The 19,343-nt window shown below is 66.9% G+C and carries 20 protein-coding genes; 18 read left to right on the top strand and 2 right to left on the bottom strand.

Annotated elements, in window-relative coordinates:
- Positions 1-24: 24 nt before the first annotated feature.
- From GGR25_RS01640 to GGR25_RS01620, 5 genes are read left to right on the top strand one after another with little or no spacing between them, the layout of a single operon-like run.
- The gene (locus tag GGR25_RS01640; RefSeq protein WP_183396983.1) at positions 25-1,032 is read left to right on the top strand and encodes an ABC transporter permease; all 1,008 of its coding nucleotides are present in this window, start codon (positions 25-27) and stop codon (positions 1,030-1,032) included.
- Positions 1,025-1,918 (top strand): ABC transporter permease, encoded by an 894-nt coding sequence (locus tag GGR25_RS01635; protein ID WP_183396982.1) that lies wholly within the window; start codon positions 1,025-1,027, stop codon positions 1,916-1,918. The genes GGR25_RS01640 and GGR25_RS01635 overlap by 8 nt, the downstream gene beginning before the upstream one ends.
- Positions 1,915-2,793 (top strand): ABC transporter ATP-binding protein, encoded by an 879-nt coding sequence (locus tag GGR25_RS01630; RefSeq protein WP_183396981.1) that lies wholly within the window; start codon positions 1,915-1,917, stop codon positions 2,791-2,793. Before GGR25_RS01635 ends, GGR25_RS01630 begins: the two co-directional genes overlap by 4 nt.
- Complete coding sequence (locus tag GGR25_RS01625) at positions 2,790-3,644, top strand: ATP-binding cassette domain-containing protein (RefSeq protein ID WP_183396980.1); 855 nt, start codon at positions 2,790-2,792, stop codon at positions 3,642-3,644. The genes GGR25_RS01630 and GGR25_RS01625 overlap by 4 nt, the downstream gene beginning before the upstream one ends.
- Positions 3,637-4,188 carry a VOC family protein gene (locus tag GGR25_RS01620; protein ID WP_183396979.1) on the top strand — a complete coding sequence of 184 codons (552 nt, stop codon included), beginning with the start codon at positions 3,637-3,639 and terminating at the stop codon, positions 4,186-4,188. Before GGR25_RS01625 ends, GGR25_RS01620 begins: the two co-directional genes overlap by 8 nt.
- A gap of 15 nt (positions 4,189-4,203) precedes the next feature.
- On the opposite strand, the gene GGR25_RS01615 is transcribed toward GGR25_RS01620, so the two are convergent.
- Positions 4,204-5,190 carry an AraC family transcriptional regulator gene (locus GGR25_RS01615; protein WP_183396978.1) on the bottom strand — a complete coding sequence of 329 codons (987 nt, stop codon included), beginning with the start codon at positions 5,188-5,190 and terminating at the stop codon, positions 4,204-4,206.
- Between the two features lie 172 nt (positions 5,191-5,362).
- Here GGR25_RS01615 and GGR25_RS01610 point away from each other — a divergent pair, with 172 nt between their 5' ends.
- The 3 genes from GGR25_RS01610 (at position 5,363) to GGR25_RS01600 (ending at position 8,049) form a co-directional block, all read left to right on the top strand.
- On the top strand, positions 5,363-5,875 hold the full coding sequence (locus GGR25_RS01610) for a flavin reductase family protein (RefSeq protein ID WP_183396977.1): 513 nt from the start codon (positions 5,363-5,365) through the stop codon (positions 5,873-5,875).
- Positions 5,876-5,950: 75 nt separating this feature from the next.
- Positions 5,951-6,730, top strand: a complete 780-nt coding sequence (locus GGR25_RS01605; protein WP_183396976.1) for an SDR family oxidoreductase — start codon at positions 5,951-5,953, stop codon at positions 6,728-6,730.
- Between the two features lie 80 nt (positions 6,731-6,810).
- Entirely contained in the window at positions 6,811-8,049 is a 1,239-nt protein-coding gene (locus tag GGR25_RS01600) for a styrene monooxygenase/indole monooxygenase family protein (RefSeq protein ID WP_183396975.1), read from the top strand.
- A 40-nt stretch (positions 8,050-8,089) separates the two neighbouring features.
- On the opposite strand, the gene GGR25_RS01595 is transcribed toward GGR25_RS01600, so the two are convergent.
- On the bottom strand, positions 8,090-8,659 hold the full coding sequence (locus GGR25_RS01595; RefSeq protein WP_183396974.1) for a winged helix DNA-binding protein: 570 nt from the start codon (positions 8,657-8,659) through the stop codon (positions 8,090-8,092).
- Positions 8,660-8,764: 105 nt separating this feature from the next.
- Here GGR25_RS01595 and GGR25_RS01590 point away from each other — a divergent pair, with 105 nt between their 5' ends.
- From GGR25_RS01590 to GGR25_RS01545, 10 genes are all read left to right on the top strand, one after another.
- Complete coding sequence (locus GGR25_RS01590; RefSeq protein ID WP_380147236.1) at positions 8,765-9,889, top strand: LLM class flavin-dependent oxidoreductase; 1,125 nt, start codon at positions 8,765-8,767, stop codon at positions 9,887-9,889.
- Between the two features lie 170 nt (positions 9,890-10,059).
- Positions 10,060-12,384, top strand: a complete 2,325-nt coding sequence (locus GGR25_RS01585; protein ID WP_183396973.1) for a bifunctional salicylyl-CoA 5-hydroxylase/oxidoreductase — start codon at positions 10,060-10,062, stop codon at positions 12,382-12,384.
- Between the two features lie 8 nt (positions 12,385-12,392).
- Positions 12,393-13,184, top strand: coding sequence for an SDR family NAD(P)-dependent oxidoreductase (locus GGR25_RS01580; protein ID WP_183396972.1), 792 nt, complete (start codon positions 12,393-12,395; stop codon positions 13,182-13,184).
- A gap of 24 nt (positions 13,185-13,208) precedes the next feature.
- A complete protein-coding gene (locus GGR25_RS01575) occupies positions 13,209-13,628 on the top strand; it encodes an acyl-CoA thioesterase (RefSeq protein WP_183396971.1) in 420 nt (139 codons plus the stop codon).
- Positions 13,618-14,016: a RidA family protein gene (locus GGR25_RS01570; RefSeq protein ID WP_183396970.1), complete on the top strand. Its 399-nt coding sequence runs from the start codon at positions 13,618-13,620 to the stop codon at positions 14,014-14,016. The genes GGR25_RS01575 and GGR25_RS01570 overlap by 11 nt, the downstream gene beginning before the upstream one ends.
- 54 nt (positions 14,017-14,070) lie before the next feature.
- Positions 14,071-14,496, top strand: a complete 426-nt coding sequence (locus GGR25_RS01565; protein ID WP_183396969.1) for a cupin domain-containing protein — start codon at positions 14,071-14,073, stop codon at positions 14,494-14,496.
- A gap of 128 nt (positions 14,497-14,624) precedes the next feature.
- On the top strand, positions 14,625-15,419 hold the full coding sequence (locus GGR25_RS01560) for an SDR family NAD(P)-dependent oxidoreductase (protein WP_183396968.1): 795 nt from the start codon (positions 14,625-14,627) through the stop codon (positions 15,417-15,419).
- Positions 15,420-15,564: 145 nt separating this feature from the next.
- Positions 15,565-16,338 carry a GntR family transcriptional regulator gene (locus GGR25_RS01555; RefSeq protein WP_183396967.1) on the top strand — a complete coding sequence of 258 codons (774 nt, stop codon included), beginning with the start codon at positions 15,565-15,567 and terminating at the stop codon, positions 16,336-16,338.
- A gap of 112 nt (positions 16,339-16,450) precedes the next feature.
- Complete coding sequence (locus GGR25_RS01550) at positions 16,451-18,007, top strand: putative N-acetylmannosamine-6-phosphate 2-epimerase (RefSeq protein ID WP_183396966.1); 1,557 nt, start codon at positions 16,451-16,453, stop codon at positions 18,005-18,007.
- Complete coding sequence (locus GGR25_RS01545) at positions 18,004-19,323, top strand: ABC transporter substrate-binding protein (RefSeq protein WP_183396965.1); 1,320 nt, start codon at positions 18,004-18,006, stop codon at positions 19,321-19,323. The genes GGR25_RS01550 and GGR25_RS01545 overlap by 4 nt, the downstream gene beginning before the upstream one ends.
- Positions 19,324-19,343 lie beyond the last annotated feature (20 nt).

Below are 19,343 nucleotides of genomic sequence, written 5' to 3'. Positions count from 1 at the left end.
CGCCGAGGCAATGCAGGGCAAGCGATGACGCTGACCTCCGTCTTCAACCGGCTGGCCATGGCCGTGCTCACGCTTCTCGGCGTCGGCCTCGTGGTCTTCGTTCTGCTCCGGGTCGTCCCCGGAGACCCCGTCGCCATGATGATCTCGCCGAGCGCGACGCCAGCCGACATCGCCGCGCTGCGCGCCCATTACGGGCTCGACCTGCCGCTGGCCGAGCAGTTCTTCCTCTGGCTCCGCGATTTGCTGCATCTCGATTTCGGCACGTCGATCTCGCTGCGCCGCGGCGTCTTGCAGCTCATCGGCGAGCGCCTGCCGGCGACGCTGGAATTGACCTTCGCCGCGCTCGTCTTCGGCATTCTCGCCGGCGGCATCGTCGCCGTGGCGGGCGTCCTCCTGCGCCGCACGCCGCTCGAAGCGGTGATGGATTTCGTCAACGGCCTCTTCCTCGCCGTGCCGGATTTCGTCTGGGCACTCGCCCTCGTCCTGCTCGTCGGCGTGCTCTGGCCGATCTTCCCGCTGTCCGGACGGCTTGACCCCGCGCTTTCGACCGATTTCTACACGCCGTTCTACCTGCTGGAGAGTCTGGCGCGGTTCAACTGGACCGATGTCGGCGATGTTCTCGCCCATCTCGTCATGCCGACCCTGGCGCTCGGCCTGCCGCTCGCCGCGGTGATCGCGCGCACTTTGAAAGAGGCCCTCGGCGAGGCGATGGTGCAGGACTATGTGCTGCTGGCGCGCCTCAAGGGCATGTCGGAAACGCGGCTCGTGCTGCAGGAGGCGCTGCGCAATGCCGTCGGCCCGACGCTGACGCTGACCGGCGTGCAGTTCACCTTCATGATCGGCGGCACGGTGATCGTGGAGCGGATCTTCGCCTATCCCGGCATCGGCAATATGGCGATCGACGCCGTCATCAACCGCGACCTGCCGCTGATCCAGGGCATCGTGCTCGTGTTCGGTGCGCTGTTCATCGTCATCAACATCGCGGTGGACCTCATCGCCGACCGGCTCAATCCGAGGCAACTCCATGGCTGACGTTGCCGTGTCCGCTCCCGTGACCGTCGTAAACCGGCGCTTCCGCAGCCTCCGCCCGCTCCTGCGCGAGCCGCGCGTGGTCTGGGCCGGCGGGTTTCTGATCGCGCTCGCCCTGGTCGCGATCTTCGCACCCTGGATCGCGCCGAAGGATCCGCTCGAACAGGACCTGATGATGGCCTCGCTGCCGCCGATCGGCTTCGAAGGCTATGAGCCCGGCTATTATCTCGGGACAGACGACCTCGGCCGCGACGTGCTCTCGCGCATCATCTTCGGTGCGCGCATCGCGCTCACCGTGTCGCTGGTCGCGGCGAGTCTCGCCGGCCTGATCGGCTCGCTGCTCGGCCTCGCCTCCGGCTGGTATCGCGGCTGGACGGACCGCATCGTCTCCCGGCTGGTCGATATCTGGATGTCGTTCCCGCCGGTCCTGCTCTCCGTGCTGCTCGTCGCCGTGATGGGCGCAGGGCTCCATTCGGTCATCATCGCCATCGCGATCATCGACTGGACTCGCTTCAGCCGCGTGGTCCGGGCGGAGACGCTCGCCCAAAGCAGCCTCGACTATGTGACGGCAGCGGAGGCCATCGGCTTCTCGCGGCGGCACATCCTGTGGCGCGAGATCCTGCCCAATGTGGCACCGGTGATCATCGCCCTGCTCAGCCTCGAAATGGGCATCGCCGTGATTGTCGAGGCGATCCTGTCCTTCGTCGGCCTCTCCATTTCCAGCGACGCGCCGACATGGGGCGGCATGGTCGCACAGGGACGGCAGGTGCTGCATGAGAGCTGGTGGGTGCTGGTGTTCCCGCTCGTCACGCTCTTCGCCACCGTGCTCGCCTTCAACCTCCTCGGCAATGGCCTCCGCAATGCCCTCGATCCGGTGATGCGCCGATGACCCCTCCTCTGGTCTCCATCGAAGCCCTGTCCGCCTCGTCGGTTCGTGAAGGCGGCACGCCCGTGCTGCGCGACGTGAGCCTCACGCTCGAACGCGGCGAAGTGCGCGGCCTCGTCGGCGAATCCGGCGCCGGCAAGTCCACCATCGCCAAGGCTCTGCTCGGCATACTGCCGGAGACGATCCGCATCACCGGCGGCTGGCTGCGCTTCGAGGGACGCGATCTGCTGACGATGCCGTCCGGCGAACTCCGGGCGATGCGCGGGCGCGACATCACGCTCATCCCGCAGGATCCGCAGACGGCCCTCAATCCCGCCCGCACCATCGAGGCGCAGTTGACCGACGGGCTGCGCATGAAGCTCGGCCTTCGCGGCACCGCTCTCCACGCGCGCGCGATCGAACTGCTCGAAGAGGTGCAGATCCGCGAGCCCGACCGCGTGCTGCGATCCTATCCGCACCAGCTCTCCGGCGGCATGCGCCAGCGCATCCTGATCGCCGCAGCCTTCGCGCCGGGCCCCAAGCTCGTGGTCGCCGACGAGCCCACCACGGCTCTTGATGTGACCGTGCAGAAGGAGATCCTTCGCCTGATGCGGCGCATGCAGGAGCGCCACGGCACCGCCGTGATCTTCGTCACGCATGATCTCGGCGTCGTCGCCAAGGTCTGCGACAGCGTCACGCTGCTCTATGCCGGCAAGGTCATCGAGGCGGGAACGACGGCCGACGTGATCGAGCGGCCGCAGCATGCCTATACCAAGGCGCTGATCGCGGCCGGTCCCCGTTATGACCGGCCCGGCCAGGGGCTCGAGCCCGTGCCCGAAGCGATCTTCCGCCAGTTGCGGGCCGAACTGGCGGGCACCGCCGCCAAGGGTGCGCCATGACCGACATTCTGCTCGATGCCCGCGGGCTTGAAGTGACCTATGGCCGGCGCCACGGATTGCTGGCGAAATCGCCGGGCACCCGCGTGCTGCACGGCGTTGATGTCAGCATCCGCCGCGGCGAGACGGTCGGCATTGTCGGCGAGTCCGGCTCGGGCAAGACGACGCTCGGCCGCGCTCTGCTGCGCCTCGTGCCCGTGTCGGCCGGCTCGATCCGTTTTGGCGGCGAGGACATCACCGCCGCCTCGCCGGAGCGCATGCGCGCCGTGCGGCGCCGCATGCAGATGATCTTTCAGGATCCGATGGCCTCGCTCAATCCGCGCCACACGATCCGCACCATCCTCACCGCGCCGCTACTTCTGCATGGCGTCGCGCCGAACCAGCGGGCGGCGGAGGAACGGGCGCACGCGACGCTCGCCCGCGTCTCCCTCCCGGAACTGGTCCTCGACCGCTATCCGCATGAACTCTCGGGCGGACAGCGCCAGCGCATCGGCATTGCGCGCGCCGCATTGCTCGAACCCGACTTTGTCCTCGCCGACGAGATCGTCTCCGGGCTGGACGTGTCGACGCAGGCGCAGGTGCTGCGCCTCCTGAAGGACCTCTCGCGCGAGATGGGCCTCGCCATGGCCTTCATCAGCCACGACCTCTCCGTCATCCGCGCCGTTTGCGACCGCGTCTATGTGATGCGGCTCGGCAGGGTGGTGGAGGAAGGCCCGTGCGAGCGGATCTTCGCCAATCCCGGCTCGGATTATACGCGCCTGCTGATCGACGCGATCCCGCTGCCCGACATCGATCCGCACTGGCTCGATTCACGCGTGCCCGCCGGCCGCGAACTGGAGAACATCCATGTCTGATACCGCCGCGCCGTCCGGCCTGCCCGGCCTCGTCGGGCAGGACCATGCCGGCATCACCGTGCCCGATCTCGACGCGGCGCTCGCCTTCTTCGTCGATGTCCTCGGCTGCCGTCACGGCTACACCTTCGGGCCGATCGAGGATGGCGAGGGCACGTTCATGACGGCGGCGCTCGGCGTGCATCCGCGCGCCCGGATCAAGCGCTGCGCCCTTATCCGCATCGGGCACGGCTCCAATCTCGAGCTGTTCGAATATGAGGCGCCCGACCAGCGCCAGATCGAGGCGAAGAACAGCGACATCGGCGCCTTCCACGTCGCGCTCTACGTGCACGACATCGAGGCGGCGAAGGCCTATCTCGACGCACAGGGCATCGAGACACGGCTCGGACCGATCCCGATCACCGCCGGCCCGAATGCCGGGCAGTCGATCCTCTATTTCCAGTCGCCCTGGGGCCTGCAGCTGGAGCTGATCAGCTATCCCCGCGGCATGGCCTATGAGGCCGATTGCGCCGTGAAGCTCTGGGATCCGCGCAGCCCCGCGCTCTGATCCGATAAGGCGCCTTCAGCGCCGCTGCGCCCGCCGCAAGGTCTGCGACGGGCTTTCGCCAAAGCGCGTCTGATAGGCCGCAGCCGCCCGCCCGAGATGACCAAGGCCCGCGGCATAGACGGCATCGGCGACGCTCGCCGTCTCGCCCGCCTGCATCAGACTGGCCCGCAGCTTCTCCAGGCGGACGCCCTGCACCGCCTGCCAGAGGCTCTCGTCGCGCGCCTTGCGGAAGGCATCCTGAAGGGCGCGCAGCGACACGCCGGCAGCCTCCGCCACATCGGCAGCCGAGAAGGGCCTCGCATAAGCCGCCTCGATGAACTGCATCGCCCGCTGGACCGCGCGCGGACCGCCGTCCGCCTCGGGCCGAGCGAGGGCGACTGAGCGGCTATGGGCGAGGCTCGTCAGGAGCAGCGTCGACAGGCCGTCGCGCAGCATCACCCGGTAGGCATCCGGCAGCGCGTCGCCCTGCTCGGCCGCATGCAGCAGAAGCTGCACATGCTGCAACACGCCCCGCCCGACCGGCGATGTCAGGTCAAAGCCCGGCTCGAATTCGATGACGTCGGCCGGGCGATGGGTCAGCGCCGCATAGAGCTGCTCGACGGTCTCGCGCAACAGCAGCACGATGAGCTTCTCGCAGCCCTCGCCCCACACCATGCGGCTCGCCAGCGTCGGCGACAGGATCGAGGCGCGCTGGCCGGCCTCCGCCAGGGTCGTCCGCCCGCCGCAGCGCACCTCAGCGCCGCCGCGCACCGGAATCTGGAGCAGGAAAAAGCGCGACAGCTCGCCGGGATCGATCTCCACCTCGGCGCCATAGGATACGAAATTCACCGAATAGCCCGGCTGGACCGCCGCATTGTGGCGGGCGTGGAACTGCGCGCGGTCGGCGCGCGGCACCAGGAAATGGGGACAGAAAATCCGGCCGATCGCTTCCCGCGCCTCGTCCGTGTCGTGCGTGTCGACGAGGCGGAAGGGTTCAAGCGGGACGGACTGAAGGCTCTCCATGGCGCACCCCGCAGTCTCCGATGGCGATACGGGATTCTCGCGGTTCTTTTGCCGGATCTGGACAATCGGCCGCGCAATTCGGATTGCCGGCGAAGCCGCTTCGGTCCGACCATCCGAATTAATTGAACCATAAAATGAATGGGAAATCCATTCACTCCAGAGGGACAAAGCGATGGATCGCGACCAGTTTCGCGCCGGCATGCGCAAGCTCGCCGGCGGAGTGACGATCATAACCGCCCGCGATGCCGAAGGCGTGCGCTGCGGATTGACGGCGACCGCCGTCTGTTCGCTGTCGACCGAGCCGCCCTCGCTCATCGCCTGCGTGAACCTGCAGAGCTCAGTCGCCCGCGCACTCCAGGACGCGCGCCATTTCGCCGTCAACGTGCTCTCGTCCGGCCACCAGCGCGTCGCAGAAACCTTCGCCGGACGGCACGGCCTCGCCCGCGACGAGCGCTTCGCTCATGGCCGCTGGATCGAGGGGGCGTCGGGCCTGCCCATCCTGGCCGACGCCGAATGCAGCTTCGAGTGCGAACTGGCCGAGCCCAAGGCCTTCGGTACGCATCTGATCCTCATCGGCCATGTGCTGCACACGCGCTCCAACGAGGGCGACGGCGCGCCCCTCGTCTATGGCAATGGCAGCTTCCTCGCCGCCTTCGCGCCGCCCGCGCTCGCCGCCTCCGCCTGAGCCGTCACAAGAACAGCCAGCCCGACGATGGGCAGCGACCTGCCCAAGAAACCAACCCGAATCCAGAGGCCCCACATGCTCGGACTCCAAGGCAAGACCGCCATCATCTCGGGCGGCGCCACGTTGATCGGCCAAGGCACCGCCGAGGTGCTGGCCAAATATGGCGTCAATGTCGTCATCGCCGATATCGCGGCGGAAGCCGGATCGGCTGCGGCCGAACGGCTCGGCGCCCGCTTCATCCGGACCGACATCACGAGCGACGCCGACATCGCGGCGCTAGTCGCGGAGACGGTCAAGACGACCGGCCGGCTCGATTATCTCGTCAACGTCGCCTGTACCTATCTCGACAATGGCGCCGAGACGACGCGCGCCGACTGGCTGAAGGCGCTCGACGTCAACATCGTCTCCTCGATCATGCTGATGCAGGCGGCACGGCCGCATCTCGCCGCCAACAAGGGCGCGATCGTCAATTTCGGCTCGATCTCGTCCCGCGTGGCGCAGACCGGGCGCTGGGTCTACCCCGTCTCCAAGGCGGCCATCCTGCAATTAACGCGCAGCCAGGCGATGGACCTCGCGCCCGAGGGCATTCGCGTCAACGCCGTCTCGCCCGGCTGGACCTGGTCCAATGTCATGGTCGAGCTGACCAAGGACACGCGCGCCAAGGCCGATGCCGTGGCCAAGCCGTTCCACATGCTCGGGCGCACCGGCAGCCCCTCGGAGGTCGCGGAGGCGATCGCCTTCCTGCTGTCCGATGGCGCCTCTTTCATCACCGGCACCGATCTCTGCGTCGATGGCGGCTACACCGCCATGGGCCCCGAGCGCGCCGACGCCGCCATCCCGCTGCTCTCCGCCTGACCAGCCGACGTCACCAGCCTTCCAGACATCAATCGCTTCCAGGAACACAGAGTCCGGAAGCCAAGCCAGGGAATCCGATCATGAGCGCTTCGCGGAACTTCACCATCATCGGCGGCGGCCAGTCCGGCCTCCAGCTCGCCTGCGGCCTGCTGGACGCCGGACATCGTGTGCGCGTCGTGCAGAACCGGACGGCGGAGGAGATCGCCGCCGGCCGCGTTCTCTCCAGTCAGTGCATGTTCGACACCGCGCTCCAGAACGAGCGCGATCTCGGCCTCGCCTTCTGGGACGACACCTGCCCGACGGTGGATTCGATCGACTTCTCCGTCCCGATGCCCGATGGCACGCCCGCCAAGGCGATCAGTTGGAACGGCCTGCTCGACAAGCCGGCGCTTTCCGTCGACCAGCGCGTGAAGATCCCGCGCTGGATGGAGGAATTCACGCGCCGCGGCGGCGAACTCGTCATCCATGACGCCGGCATCGCCGATCTCGAAGCCTATGCCGGCGCCAGCGATCTCGTGATCGTCGCGGCCGGCAAGGGCGAGATCGCCAAGCTGTTCGAGCGTGACGCGACCCGCTCGCCCTTCGACAAGCCGCAGCGCGCTCTGGCGCTGACCTATGTAACGGGCATGACGCCCCGCCCCGGCCATTCCGCCGTGAACTTCAACCTCATTCCCGGCGTCGGCGAATATTTCAACTTCCCGGCCCTCACGACCACCGGCGCCTGCGACATCATGGTGTTCGAAGGCATTCCGGGCGGACCGATGGATTGCTGGAAGGACGCGACCACGCCGGAGCAGCATCTGGAGGTCTCGAAGACCATCCTCAAGACGTTCCTGCCCTGGGAGGCGGAGCGCTGCGCCGACATCGCGCTGACGGACGACAATGGCCGCCTCGCCGGCGCCTTCGCCCCCACAGTGCGCAAGCCCGTCGGCCGGCTGCCCTCCGGCGCGATCGTGCTCGGCCTCGCCGACGCGGTCTGCCTGAACGACCCGATCACTGGGCAGGGCTCCAACAATGCCTCCAAGGCGGCCAAGGTCTATCTCGACGCCATCCTCGAGCATGGCGACAAGGCGTTCGACGAGGCCTTCATGGTCGAGACGTTCGAGACCTATTGGGCCTATGCGCAGTTTGTCGTCGGCTGGACCAATGCCCTTCTGATGCCCCCGCCGCCGCATGTCCTCAACATCTTCGGCGCAGCGCAGGCCATCCCGGTCCTGGCGAAGCGGATCGCCAACGGCTTCGACGATCCGACCGATTTCTTCCCCTGGCTCGCCGTGCCGGAAGAGGCCGACGCCTATCTCGCACGCCTCGCGGCCTGAGGCGCGCGGCAAAAGGCCGGGGCCGCGTGGCGGCTCCGGCTCACTTCGGCGTCTGTTTCCGAGGGAAGGCGCGATGGGTCGCCGCCCCGCGCGCCACCTGCTCATAGATGCCGGTCAGCAGTTCCAGCGTATCGGTCGCCTCGCGCAGCCTGAGCCCGAGATCGGGCACGTGCTGCACCGCCTTGATCAGGAGCGCGGCGCGCACATCGGCATAGTGGTCGGTGACCGCGCGGCCCTTTTCGGTGACCGAATAGGTCACGCCCGAGCGGCCGCTTCCCTGCCGCTCGATGAGCCCCGCCCCCAGCAGCTTGCGCAGGCTGTACTGCATGTTGGGCACGTCATCGCGATTGGAGAGGCGCGCCAGATCCTTGATCGTCTTCGGCCGGTCATGCATGCGGATGATGTGCAGCATGGCGTTCTCGGGCCCGCTGGCCGCGAGTTCACTGACGCAGGCGAGGCACTCCGCCTGCCAGCGCCCGAAGGCCTCATAGGCCCGCATCAGCGCATATTCCAGCTCAGCGACATCGACCTCGACCGGCGTGCGCGCCAGATGCCAGCTGCGGTCGAGCCCGCCTGCCCCGCCCCCCTGATCGCTCCCCGACGAGTTCATCGCTGCAGTCCCCATTCTCATCGGCGCGCGCGCCGACAGCCATTGACAAGCTTCAAACTTCAAATAAACTTTCTATCGTAAATTCTAACAATACGCAGGGACACCATGATGACGGAGAACTCCATGTTCGCCGCCGGGCAGTTTTTGCTCGGCACCTTCGCCTCGAATTGCTCGAGCGGCATGTCGGTGACGAAGATACCGGAGCGCTGGGACAATTCCTGGGACAACAACCTGAAGCTCGCCCGCCTGCTCGACGATGCGGGCATCGACTTCATGCTGCCGATCGCGCGCTGGATCGGTTATGGCGGCGAAACGAATTTCCATGGTGGCGTCCTCGAGACCATGACATGGGCGACCGGTCTGCTTGCTCATACCAGCAACATCAACGTCTTCGCCACGATCCACACCGCCGCCAACCATCCCGTCGTCGTCGCCAAGCAGATTGCCACGGTCGACCAGATCAGCAAGGGCCGCATCGGACTCAACATCGTGGCCGGCTGGAACAGCCCGGAATATGAAGCGCTGGGGCTGACGCTGCCGAGCGACCACGAGACCCGCTACGCCTATTCCGAAGAGTGGTTCGAGATCGTCAAGGCGCTCTGGCAGCGCGAGGAGGCCTTTGATTTCGACGGCCGGTTCTTCAAGCTGAAGCAGGTGCTGGGCGATCCGCGCCCCTCGCGCAAGGTGCCGATCCTCAACGCCGCCGGCTCCCCGCAGGGCCGCGAATTCGCCGTGCGCAATGCCGATTTCCTGTTCACGCCGGCCATCGACCTCGATCGCTCAAAGGAAGAGATCGGCCAGATCAAGGCGCAGAGCCAGGCGGCCGGCCGCCCGCTCGGCGTCCTCACCTTCTCGCATGTCGTCTGCCGCCCGACGGAGAAGGAGGCGCGCGACTATCTGAAATACTTCGTGCAGGACAACGCCGATTGGGCGGCCGTGGACAATCTGGTCAAGCTCCAGTTCGCCCATGCGCACTCCTTCCCGCACGACCTGCTCGCCCTCATCCGCGACCGGATGGCGGCCGGCCATGGCGGTTTCCCGCTCATCGGAACGCCTGAGCAGGTCGCCGAAGGCCTGATCGCGCTCCACGAAGCCGGCTTCAGCGGCACGACGCTCTCCTTCGTCGATTACGCGGAAGAGTTCCCGTATTTCCGCGACACCGTGCTGCCGATCCTCGAAGCCCGCGGCATCCGCCGCCCGGTAGCGGCCCGCCAGTCGGTCGCCGCCTGAGCTTTCGGGCCCCCTCCCCGCGCATCCGGCGCGGGGAGTCCTCCGGCCACTGCGAACGGCGCACCGGTTACGAAAAGCGGCATAATTCGGCTTGACGGGCGGCCGTCCAGCCAATTACTTTAAGCTTAAAGCATCTGGCGGACGCCAGTGTCTCATTAGGAGAGACCACCATGCGCATCGTCTGTATCGGCGGCGGTCCGGCCGGGCTCTATTTCGGGCTCCTGATGAAGAAGCTCCATCCGGAGCATTCCGTGACGGTGGTCGAGCGCAACCGCCCCTATGACACATTCGGCTGGGGCGTCGTCTTCTCCGACGCGACCATGACGTCGATGCGCGCCTGGGATCCGGAAAGCGCGGCCGAGATCGAGACCGCCTTCAACCATTGGGACGATATCGAGGTGCTCTTCAAGGGCACCCGCCAGCGCACGACCGGCCATGGCTTCGTCGGCATCGGCCGCAAGAAGCTGCTCAACATCCTGCAGGCGCGCTGCGAAGCGCTCGGCGTTGAACTGAAGTTCGAGACCGAGGTCGACAGCGACGCCGATTTCCCGGACGCCGACCTCGTCATCGCCTCAGACGGCCTCGGCTCCAAGATCCGCAACCGCTATGCCGACGTGTTCCAGCCAGATCTCGTCGTGCGTCCGAACCGCTATATCTGGCTCGGCACCAACAAGTCGTTCGACGCGTTCACCTTCGATTTCCGCAAGACGGATCACGGCTGGTTCCAGGCGCATATCTACAAGTTCGACGACAAGACTTCGACCTTCATCGTCGAGACGACGGAAGCCGCCTATGAGGCGCATGGCCTCGGCGAGATGAGCCAGGACCAGTCGATCGCCTTCTGCGAGAACCTCTTCGCGGAGGTTCTGGACGGCGCGTCGCTGATGACCAATGCGCGGCATCTCCGCGGCTCGGCCTGGCTCAATTTCCAGCGCCTCATCTGCGGCAAGTGGAGCCATTTCAACGGCAATTCGCATGTCGTGCTGATGGGCGATGCCGCCCATACCGCCCATTTCGCGATCGGCTCGGGCACCAAGCTCGCCATCGACGACGCGATTGAGCTCGCGAACCAGTTCAACAAGGCCGGGCACGGCAAGGACACGATCCCCTCCGTGCTCGCGACCTATGAGGAAATCCGCCGCGTCGATGTCGCGCGCATTCAGAATGCGGCGCGCAACGCAATGGAGTGGTTCGAGGTGGTCGGCGAGCGCTATGCCGATACGCTGGAGCCCGAGCAGTTCATGTATTCCATGCTGACGCGCTCGCAGCGCATCAGCCACGAGAATCTGCGCCTGCGCGACAAGACCTGGCTCGAAGGCTATGAGCGCTGGTTCGCCCGCAAGTCGGGCCTCGACGCGCGCGAGAACGAGCGCTGCACGCCGCCCATGTTCACGCCCTATACGGTGCGCGGCGTGACGCTGCCGAACCGCATCGTCGTCTCGCCAATGGCGATGTACTCGGCGACGGACGGCCTGATCGACGACTTCCATATGGTGCATCTCGGCAGCCGCGCGCTCGGCGGTGCCGGGCTTGTCTTCGCGGAGATGACCTGTGTCTCGCCCGACGCGCGCATCACGCCCGGCTGCCTCGGCATCTGGAACGATGCGCAGGCGGAAGGCTGGAAGCGTCTCGTCGATTTCGTGCATGGCGCCGGCGACGCCAAGGTCGGCATGCAGCTCGGCCATGCGGGCCGCAAGGGCGCGACCAAGCTCGCCTGGGACGGCATCGACCAGCCGCTGGAGAGCGGTGGATGGCCGCTCCTCTCCGCCTCCGCCCTGCCCTATCTCAAGAACAGCCAGGTCCCGAAGGCGATGGACCGCGCCGACATGGACCGCGTCACCGCCGATTTCGTCGCCGCGACGAAGCGGGCGGCCGAGGCCGGTGTCGACTGGCTCGAACTCCATTGCGCCCACGGCTATCTGCTGTCGAGCTTCCTGTCGCCGCTGACCAACCGGCGCGAGGATGAATATGGCGGCAGCCATGAGAACCGCGCGCGCTTCCCGCTCGAGGTCTTCCGCGCCGTGCGTGCCGCCTGGCCGGAGGATCGGCCGATCTCTGTGCGCCTCTCCTGCCATGACTGGTTCGAGGGAGGCAACACGCCGGACGATGCGGCGATCTTCGCCGAGATGTTCAAGGCGGCGGGCGCGGATCTGATCGACTGCTCGTCGGGCCAGGTCTGGAAGGAAGAGAAGCCCGTCTATGGCCGTCTGTTCCAGACGCCCTTTGCCGACAAGATCCGCAACGAGATCCGCATCCCGACCATCGCCGTCGGCGCGATCTCGGAGGCCGACCACGCCAATTCGATCATCGCCGCCGGCCGCGCGGATCTGTGCGCCGTTGCGCGCCCGCATCTCGCCGATCCCGCCTGGGCTCTGCATGAGGCGGCCAAGATCGGGTTGACCTCGGTGCCGTGGCCGAAGCAGTACCGCGCCGGCAAGTACCAGTACGAGGCCAATCTCGCCCGCGCGAACGTGGCCCCTGCCGCGGCGAAGTGAGGCCGGCCATGCCCGCACTTCCCTCCCTCAACGGCCGGCATGCGCTGGTGACCGGCGCCGGCAGCGGCATCGGCGCCGCGGTCGCCCGTGCCCTTGTCGCTGAGGGTCTCCGCGTGACGATCGCCGGACGGCGGCGTGAGCCGCTGGAGGCGCTGGCCGAAGAGCTCGGCGCGGCGAACACGCATGTCGCCGCCGGTTTCGACGTCACGGATGCCGAGGCGATCGCCACTGGGCTCGCAGCGGCGCGCGAGCGCTTCGGACCGGTCTCGGTCCTGATCAACAATGCCGGCGAAGCGCCGAGCGCGCCCTTCGAGAAGACGACCCATGAAATGTGGTCGCATGTCATGGCGGTCGATCTCGGCGGCGTCTTCAACGTCACGCAGGCGGTCCTCCCCGATCTGAAGGCCTTCGGCGCCGGCGCGCGGATCGTCAACATCGCCTCGACTGCCGGATTGACCGGCTATGCCTATGTGACGGCCTATTGCGCCGCCAAGCACGGCGTCGTCGGCCTGACGCGCGCGCTGGCGCTCGAGCTTGCGCGCAAGGGCGTCACCGTCAACGCGGTCTGCCCCGGCTTCACCGACACGCCGATCATCCGCAACTCGATCGCGACAATCGTCGAGAAGACCGGCCGGACGGAGGCCGAGGCGCTGGCGGAATTCACCAAGGCCAATCCGCAGGGCCGTCTCGTCACGCCCGAGGAGGTTGCGAGCAGCGTCCTCTGGCTCGTCCTTCCCGCGTCCGATGCCATCACCGGCCAGTCCATCGTCGTCGCCGGCGGCGAAGTGATGGCCGGCTAGGACGCAGAACCGAAAGCAAACGCGATGCCCTTCACGATCTCAAAACCCCTGCGCTTCGGCGATTGCGACATCACCGGGATCGCCTATCACCCCGCCTATCTCTCGATGCTGGTCGACGTGAACGAAGCCATGTTCGCCTCCGTCGGCATCAGCTGGAAGGAACTGCTGGTCGAGCGGCGCATCGGCCTGCCGACCGTGACGCTGAATCTCGAATTCAAGCTGCCGTCCACCTATGGCGACGTGCTCGATTTCGAGGTCCATGTCCGCGCGATGGGTCGCTCGTCGCTCGATCTGGAGACGGTCGTCCGCGTGCGCGGCGATGTCATCTGGACCGTGAAGCAGCGCATCGTCGCCACCTCGCTCGACAACCACAAGTCTCATCCCTGGCCGCACGATGTCCGGGCCGGTCTTTCCCGCTACCTGGAGCCCCTCGATGAAGCATGAAATCATCCAGCCCGACCATTGGGCGAAGCCCGTCGGCTATGCCAACGGCATCTCCGCGCGCGGGCGCATCGTACAGGTCGGCGGACAGGTCGGCTGGGACGAGAACTGTCAGTTTCATTCGGACGACTTCGTCGACCAGGTGCGCCAGACGCTGATCAACATTGTCACGGTGCTGGAGCATGCGGACGCGAAGCCCGAGCACATCATCCAGATGACCTGGTACTTCACGGACCGCGACGCCTACAAATCGCGGATGAAGGAGATCGGCGCGGTCTACCGCTCGATCATCGGCCGCCATTTCCCGCCCATGGCGGCGGTTCAGGTCGTCGCGCTCATGGAAGACCGCGCCAAGGTGGAAATCCAGGTCCTGGCCGTCGTGCCGGACTGAGCCATCAGCATCCGGGCCCATCACGAAGAGGCCCGATTTCAGCAGGAGGAAGACATGTCCCAGGTTATGCCCGTCATCACGCGCAAGGGCCACGAAGATAAGCAGACGACCCAGTCCGGCGGCTGCGTGCGCGTCAGCGGCGTCGGTCCGCAGCACACCCCGGCGACCAAGATCTGGTTCGGCAAGGTTTCCAATGAGCCGGGCTATCGCTCGTACCCTCATCACCATGGCGAGGCCGAGACCGGCGGCTATGTGCTGAAGGGCAAGGCGCGCATCTATTACGGCGAGAACTTCTCTGAATATCTCGACATGGAGGAAGGCGACTTCATCTTCGTGCCGCCCTTCTGGCCGCATGTCGAAGTGAACATGTCGACCACCGAAGAGCTGGTCTGGCTGACGACCCGCACGCCCGACAACATCGTCGTCAATCTTCCCGACGTCGCGGACGAGACGCTGGTCGGCTTCCGCCGCGCCTCCTAAGGCCGCGACGCAGTCAGCGAACCGACGACCCGGCACGACCGGCGAGAGCTCCGCCTGACGGACGAGACGCTCGCCGGCGATGGACGATGCGGGCTTTTGCCTGCCACTTTCGATGCAAGGAGCAGAGCATGACCGATCTCCAGGGGCGGGTCGCGATCGTCACGGGCGGCGCACGCGGACAGGGCGAGGCCGAAGTCCGTCTCCTCTCCGACAAGGGCGCGGCGGTCATCATCGCCGACGTGCTCGAGGCGGAAGGCGAGGCTTTGGCCAAGGCGCTCACGGACGCCGGCCGGCAGGTGCGCTTCTATCGCCATGACGTTACCAGCCCGGAGAGCTGGGCCGGCTGCGTCGCCCTGGCGCGCGACTGGCTCGGCCGGCTCGACATCCTGGTGAACAATGCCGGGATCATCAATCGCACCATCGTCGCGAAGACCGCCCTCGACGATTGGGAGAGGGTGCTGAAGGTCAATCTGACCGGTGCGTTCCTCGGCATCCAGGCGGTGGCCGACCTCATGGAAGAGAGCGGCGGCGGTTCGATCGTCAACATATCGTCGAACAGCGCCTTCTCCGGCCACTACGACCCGGCTTACACCGCCTCGAAATGGGGCTTGCGCGGCCTGACCCGCAGTGCCGCCATGGAGCTGGTCAGCAAGGGCATCCGCGTCAACGCGGTTTGTCCGGGCCTCGTTGTCACCGGCCTCAACGCCGCCAGCCCACACTTGAAGCCGATGATCGAGATGACGCCGATGCGCCGCAGCGGCAAGCCGGGCGAGATCGCCGAACTGGTGCTGTTCCTCGCCTCGGACGCCTCCGCCTTCATCACGGGCGAGGATTTCGTCATCGACGGTGGCTTCACCGCCGGGGCAGCCTACCGCCGCGTGGCCGTCCAGACCGGCATTCTGGCGGAGACGCCGACCGACTGACGCCCGCGCCGGGCGCCGCTACACGTGCGCGCCGCCCGTCTCGTCCCGATGCACATCGACCGCGGCGCGGATGTCGATCCGGTTTCGCGCGGGCCGCCGAACTGGTAAAGCCGCCGAAGGATCGACGTCCGACGAGATGGCTTCCATGCTGGAAACGACCGCTGCCCCGCCCCCTCTGATCGATTTTCTCCGGCATGCGCTCGCCCGCCAGACCGATGGCGTCATCTATCGCGATCTGGCGCAGGCGCTGCGGCAGGCGGTCACCGAGGACATTCTTTCGGCCGGCGATGTCCTGCCCGGCGAGCGCGATCTCGCGGAGGCGATCGATATCTCCCGCACATCCGTTCGCAAGGCGATCGAGAGCCTCGTCCATGACGGCATCCTGCTGCGGCGACACGGTGCGCGGACGGCGGTGGCCGAGCGGGTGGAAAAGCCGCTCTCCGCCCTCACCTCCTTCTCCGAGGACATGCGCTCGCGCGGCATCGAGCCGGGCATGATCTGGATCGCCAAGGAAGTCGCCCCCGCCTCCCCGGCGGAGATCATGGCGCTCAATCTCTCGGTCGGCGCCAAGGTCTGCCGGCTGAAGCGCCTGAGGACCGGCGACGGCAAGCCGATGGCGATCGAGCATGCGGTCGTGCCCGCGGAGGTGCTGAGCGATCCGGCCGAGGTCACGGGCTCGCTCTATGAGGTGTTGACGCGCCTCGACCGGCGGCCGGTACGCGCGCTGCAGCGCCTCAGGGCCGCGATCGCCAGTCCTGAAGACAGCCTGCTGCTCAATCTCGAACCCGGCGCACCGCTGCTGGTGGCGGAGCGACGCTGCTTCACGCGCGACGGAACGCCGATCGAATTCACGCGCACGCTCTATTGCGGCACACGCTACGACTTCCTCGTGGAGCTACGGTCCCAGGATGTCGAATGATACCTGTTGAAAACCAGTTGGCGATTTTCGGCTGACCTGCATCTGACTGGTTGCTAACTGGTTCCTTCGTCGCTACGGTTTGGGTGTGGTCTCATCCGCAGCGAGGAATTCCGTGCAGGCCTGTCTCCAGCGTTTCGCCTCTTCGCTCATCGTCTCTTGCCAGCCGGTCCCCGGCGGGCCGCTGGACCATCCCGAAAGCGTGGTCGGCTTCGCGCTCGCTGCGCTGGCAAGCGGGGCAAAAGGCCTCCGCATCGAAGGCGTCGCCAATCTGAGAGCTGTCCGCACGGCGACGGACGCGCCGATCATCGGCCTCATCAAGCGCGACATGGATACGTCGCCGGTTCGGATCACGCCGCTCGTGGAGGACGTCATCGCGCTGGCCGAGGCCGGCGCCGACATCATCGCCTTCGACGCCACCGACCGGGTCCGCCCTGTACCGGCGGCGGAGCTCTGCGCGCTGGTGCATGCGCATGGCAAGCTCGCCATGGCCGATATCTCGACGATCGAGGAGGCGCGGGCCGCGATCGCGTTCGGCGTCGATCTCGTGGGCACGACCATGTCCGGCTATACCGGCGGACCGGAGCCCACCGAACCCGATTTCGACCTGCTTGCCGCGGCCGTCGCGCTCGGCCATCCCGTCATCGCCGAAGGCCGCATCCGTGTGCCAGACCAGGCGGCGGAGGCGATCCGGCTCGGCGCGCATGGCGTCGTCGTCGGCTCGGCCATCACCCGGCCCGAGCACATCACCACCTGGTTCGCCGACGCGATCGAAGCGGTGAAGGCGGGCGAGGACGAAACTCCGACGCTCGCCTTCGATCTCGGCGGCAGCAAGACGCTCGTGGCGCTCGTCGTGGGCGGGCGCGTGATCGAGACCCGAAGCGAGGAGACGCTGCGCGGTGACGGCGCCGAGGCCTGGTGCGACCGGGTCGCCGCCCTGGCCGAACCCTGGCGCGGACGGTACGGCGCCGTGGGCGGTTGCGTCACCGGCGTCGTGGACGGCGGCCGCTGGACCGCATTGAACCCTGAAACCCTGCCCGTGCCCGCCGGCTTCCCCTTGGCCGACGCGCTCGCAACGCGGCTCGGCACCGAAGTGGCCCTCCTCAACGACGCCCAGGCGGCTGCCTGGGGTGAATATCGCTACGGCGGGGGCGTGGGACGCGACCTTGTCTTCCTCACGATTTCCACGGGCATCGGCGGCGGTGTCGTGCTGGGCGGTGCGCTGCGCATCGGACGTTCCGGCGTTGCCGGCAGCGCCGGCCTGACCCGGCTCCGCCCCTCCGGCGACGGCGGGCCGATCGAAAGCGTGGCGAGCGGCCGCGCCATGGCCGCCGCCGTCAAGGCCGTCGGCATCGATGCGGATGCGCCCGCGATCTTCCTCGCCGCCGCACGCGGCGAGGCCTGGGCCGTCGGGATCATCGATCGGTCGGCCGATCTGGTCGCCGGCCTGATCGGCAATATCCAGCTGCTGTTCGATCCCGACATCGTGGTGATCGGCGGCGGCGTCGGCCTTGCGGAGGGCTATCGCGAGCGCCTTGAACTTCGGCTGGCGGGCCAACCGCCGTTGATGAGACCCGAGCTTCGCGCGGCGATGCTCGGGAGGAATGCCGGCGTGATCGGCGTCGCCGACCACGCCCGTCGGATGTCGAAATCCAGGGGAACGAAAAAATGACGCGACTGAAATCTATGCTGATGGGTGCGGCCGTGTTCGCCGCCATGGGCCTGCCGATGGCGCAGGCCGAAGTGACCGTGCTCGGCTGGCCGGGCGGTCCGGAAGAGGCGGGCCTGCGCAAGGTCGCCGAGGCCTACAACGCCAAGGCGGCCGAGGCCGACAAGGTCAAGCTGATCTTCTTCAACCGCGACGGCTTTTTCGACAAGCTCGCGGCGGATCTGGCGGCCGGCTCCACCGATTTCGACGTCAACCTGCTCGCGACCTACGCGCTCGGCCGATACGCGCCCTTCATGGAGCCGCTGACGCTGCCGGCCTCGGCCAAGGACACCTTCTCCGACAAGGTGCTGGCCACGATGCAGTATGACGGCAAGCAGTACGGCATCCCGACCGATCTCTCGCTGCACTTCATGTATTACCGCTCGGACCTCATGGAGAAGCTCCTCTCCGACGCCGAATGGAAGAAGGCCTATGGCGAGATCTCGCAGAAATATCTCGGCAAGACCATGGAGCCGAAGGATCCGGACAGCTGGACCTGGGAAGACTGGATGGCCACCGCGCTGTTCTTCACCAAGTCCATCAACAAGGAGAGCCCGACGCGCTACGGCGCCGTGCTGCAGATGAAGAATCTGCTGTTCAACATGATGGTCTGGCACTCCGCCGCCAAGGCGCAGGGCGGCGACTGGATGGACGCGAGCGGCACGATCACCGTCGACAGCCCCGCCTATCGCACCGCGCTCGAGATCTACAAGAAGCTCTATGACGAGGGCGCGTCGCCGAAGGACTCGACCACCTACGAGTTCGCCGAGGCCAATGCCGCCTTCGGCGCCGGGCAGGCCGCGACCATGCTGCAATGGAACGCCGCCTTCGCCGATCTCGACAACAAGGAAAAGACGCCCGCCGTCGCCGGCAAGATCGGCACGGTGGCTCCGCCGACCGGGCCTGCCGGCCGCTTCACGCATATTCACGGTCTCGGCCTCGGCCTGAACAAGGCCTCGACCCACAAGGACGAGGCGAAGAAGTTCCTCGACTGGCTGGCGACGCCCGAGGCGATGACGATCTACGCCCTCGGCGGCGGCTCGCCGGCGCTGACGGAGACGGTGGTGGCCGGCGTCGTCAAGGAGCGGCCGGACCTCAAGAAGCTCGGCGAATTCGCGGGCTCCTACGGCTTCGTCATGACCGGCGGCACGGCGGCGAAGGCGCTGCAGGTCTATGAGCTCCAGGCTAAGGAATTCACGGCGTACTGGTCCGGCGAGAAGTCGCTCGACGAGGCGCTCGCGGCTACCAAGGCCGGCATGACCGAGCTGCTGAAGCCGTAAGGCGCGGAAACGCGATCTCG

The organism is Kaistia hirudinis, assembly GCF_014196455.1.
GTDB classification, from domain to species: domain Bacteria; phylum Pseudomonadota; class Alphaproteobacteria; order Rhizobiales; family Kaistiaceae; genus Kaistia; species Kaistia hirudinis.
This window is presented reverse-complemented; position numbering and strand designations above follow the sequence as displayed.

Coding starts and splice junctions, on each gene's coding strand:
- GGR25_RS01625 (WP_183396980.1), top strand. CDS start 2,790: ATGACCGACATTCTGCTCGATGCCCGCGGGCTTGAAGTGACCTATGGC.
- GGR25_RS01545 (WP_183396965.1), top strand. CDS start 18,004: ATGACGCGACTGAAATCTATGCTGATGGGTGCGGCCGTGTTCGCCGCC.
- GGR25_RS01590 (WP_380147236.1), top strand. CDS start 8,765: ATGATGACGGAGAACTCCATGTTCGCCGCCGGGCAGTTTTTGCTCGGC.
- GGR25_RS01610 (WP_183396977.1), top strand. CDS start 5,363: ATGGATCGCGACCAGTTTCGCGCCGGCATGCGCAAGCTCGCCGGCGGA.
- GGR25_RS01615 (WP_183396978.1), bottom strand. CDS start 5,190: ATGGAGAGCCTTCAGTCCGTCCCGCTTGAACCCTTCCGCCTCGTCGAC.
- GGR25_RS01555 (WP_183396967.1), top strand. CDS start 15,565: ATGCTGGAAACGACCGCTGCCCCGCCCCCTCTGATCGATTTTCTCCGG.
- GGR25_RS01565 (WP_183396969.1), top strand. CDS start 14,071: ATGTCCCAGGTTATGCCCGTCATCACGCGCAAGGGCCACGAAGATAAG.
- GGR25_RS01630 (WP_183396981.1), top strand. CDS start 1,915: ATGACCCCTCCTCTGGTCTCCATCGAAGCCCTGTCCGCCTCGTCGGTT.
- GGR25_RS01640 (WP_183396983.1), top strand. CDS start 25: ATGACGCTGACCTCCGTCTTCAACCGGCTGGCCATGGCCGTGCTCACG.
- GGR25_RS01605 (WP_183396976.1), top strand. CDS start 5,951: ATGCTCGGACTCCAAGGCAAGACCGCCATCATCTCGGGCGGCGCCACG.
- GGR25_RS01635 (WP_183396982.1), top strand. CDS start 1,025: ATGGCTGACGTTGCCGTGTCCGCTCCCGTGACCGTCGTAAACCGGCGC.
- GGR25_RS01575 (WP_183396971.1), top strand. CDS start 13,209: ATGCCCTTCACGATCTCAAAACCCCTGCGCTTCGGCGATTGCGACATC.
- GGR25_RS01620 (WP_183396979.1), top strand. CDS start 3,637: ATGTCTGATACCGCCGCGCCGTCCGGCCTGCCCGGCCTCGTCGGGCAG.
- GGR25_RS01595 (WP_183396974.1), bottom strand. CDS start 8,659: ATGAACTCGTCGGGGAGCGATCAGGGGGGCGGGGCAGGCGGGCTCGAC.
- GGR25_RS01585 (WP_183396973.1), top strand. CDS start 10,060: ATGCGCATCGTCTGTATCGGCGGCGGTCCGGCCGGGCTCTATTTCGGG.
- GGR25_RS01580 (WP_183396972.1), top strand. CDS start 12,393: ATGCCCGCACTTCCCTCCCTCAACGGCCGGCATGCGCTGGTGACCGGC.
- GGR25_RS01570 (WP_183396970.1), top strand. CDS start 13,618: ATGAAGCATGAAATCATCCAGCCCGACCATTGGGCGAAGCCCGTCGGC.
- GGR25_RS01600 (WP_183396975.1), top strand. CDS start 6,811: ATGAGCGCTTCGCGGAACTTCACCATCATCGGCGGCGGCCAGTCCGGC.
- GGR25_RS01560 (WP_183396968.1), top strand. CDS start 14,625: ATGACCGATCTCCAGGGGCGGGTCGCGATCGTCACGGGCGGCGCACGC.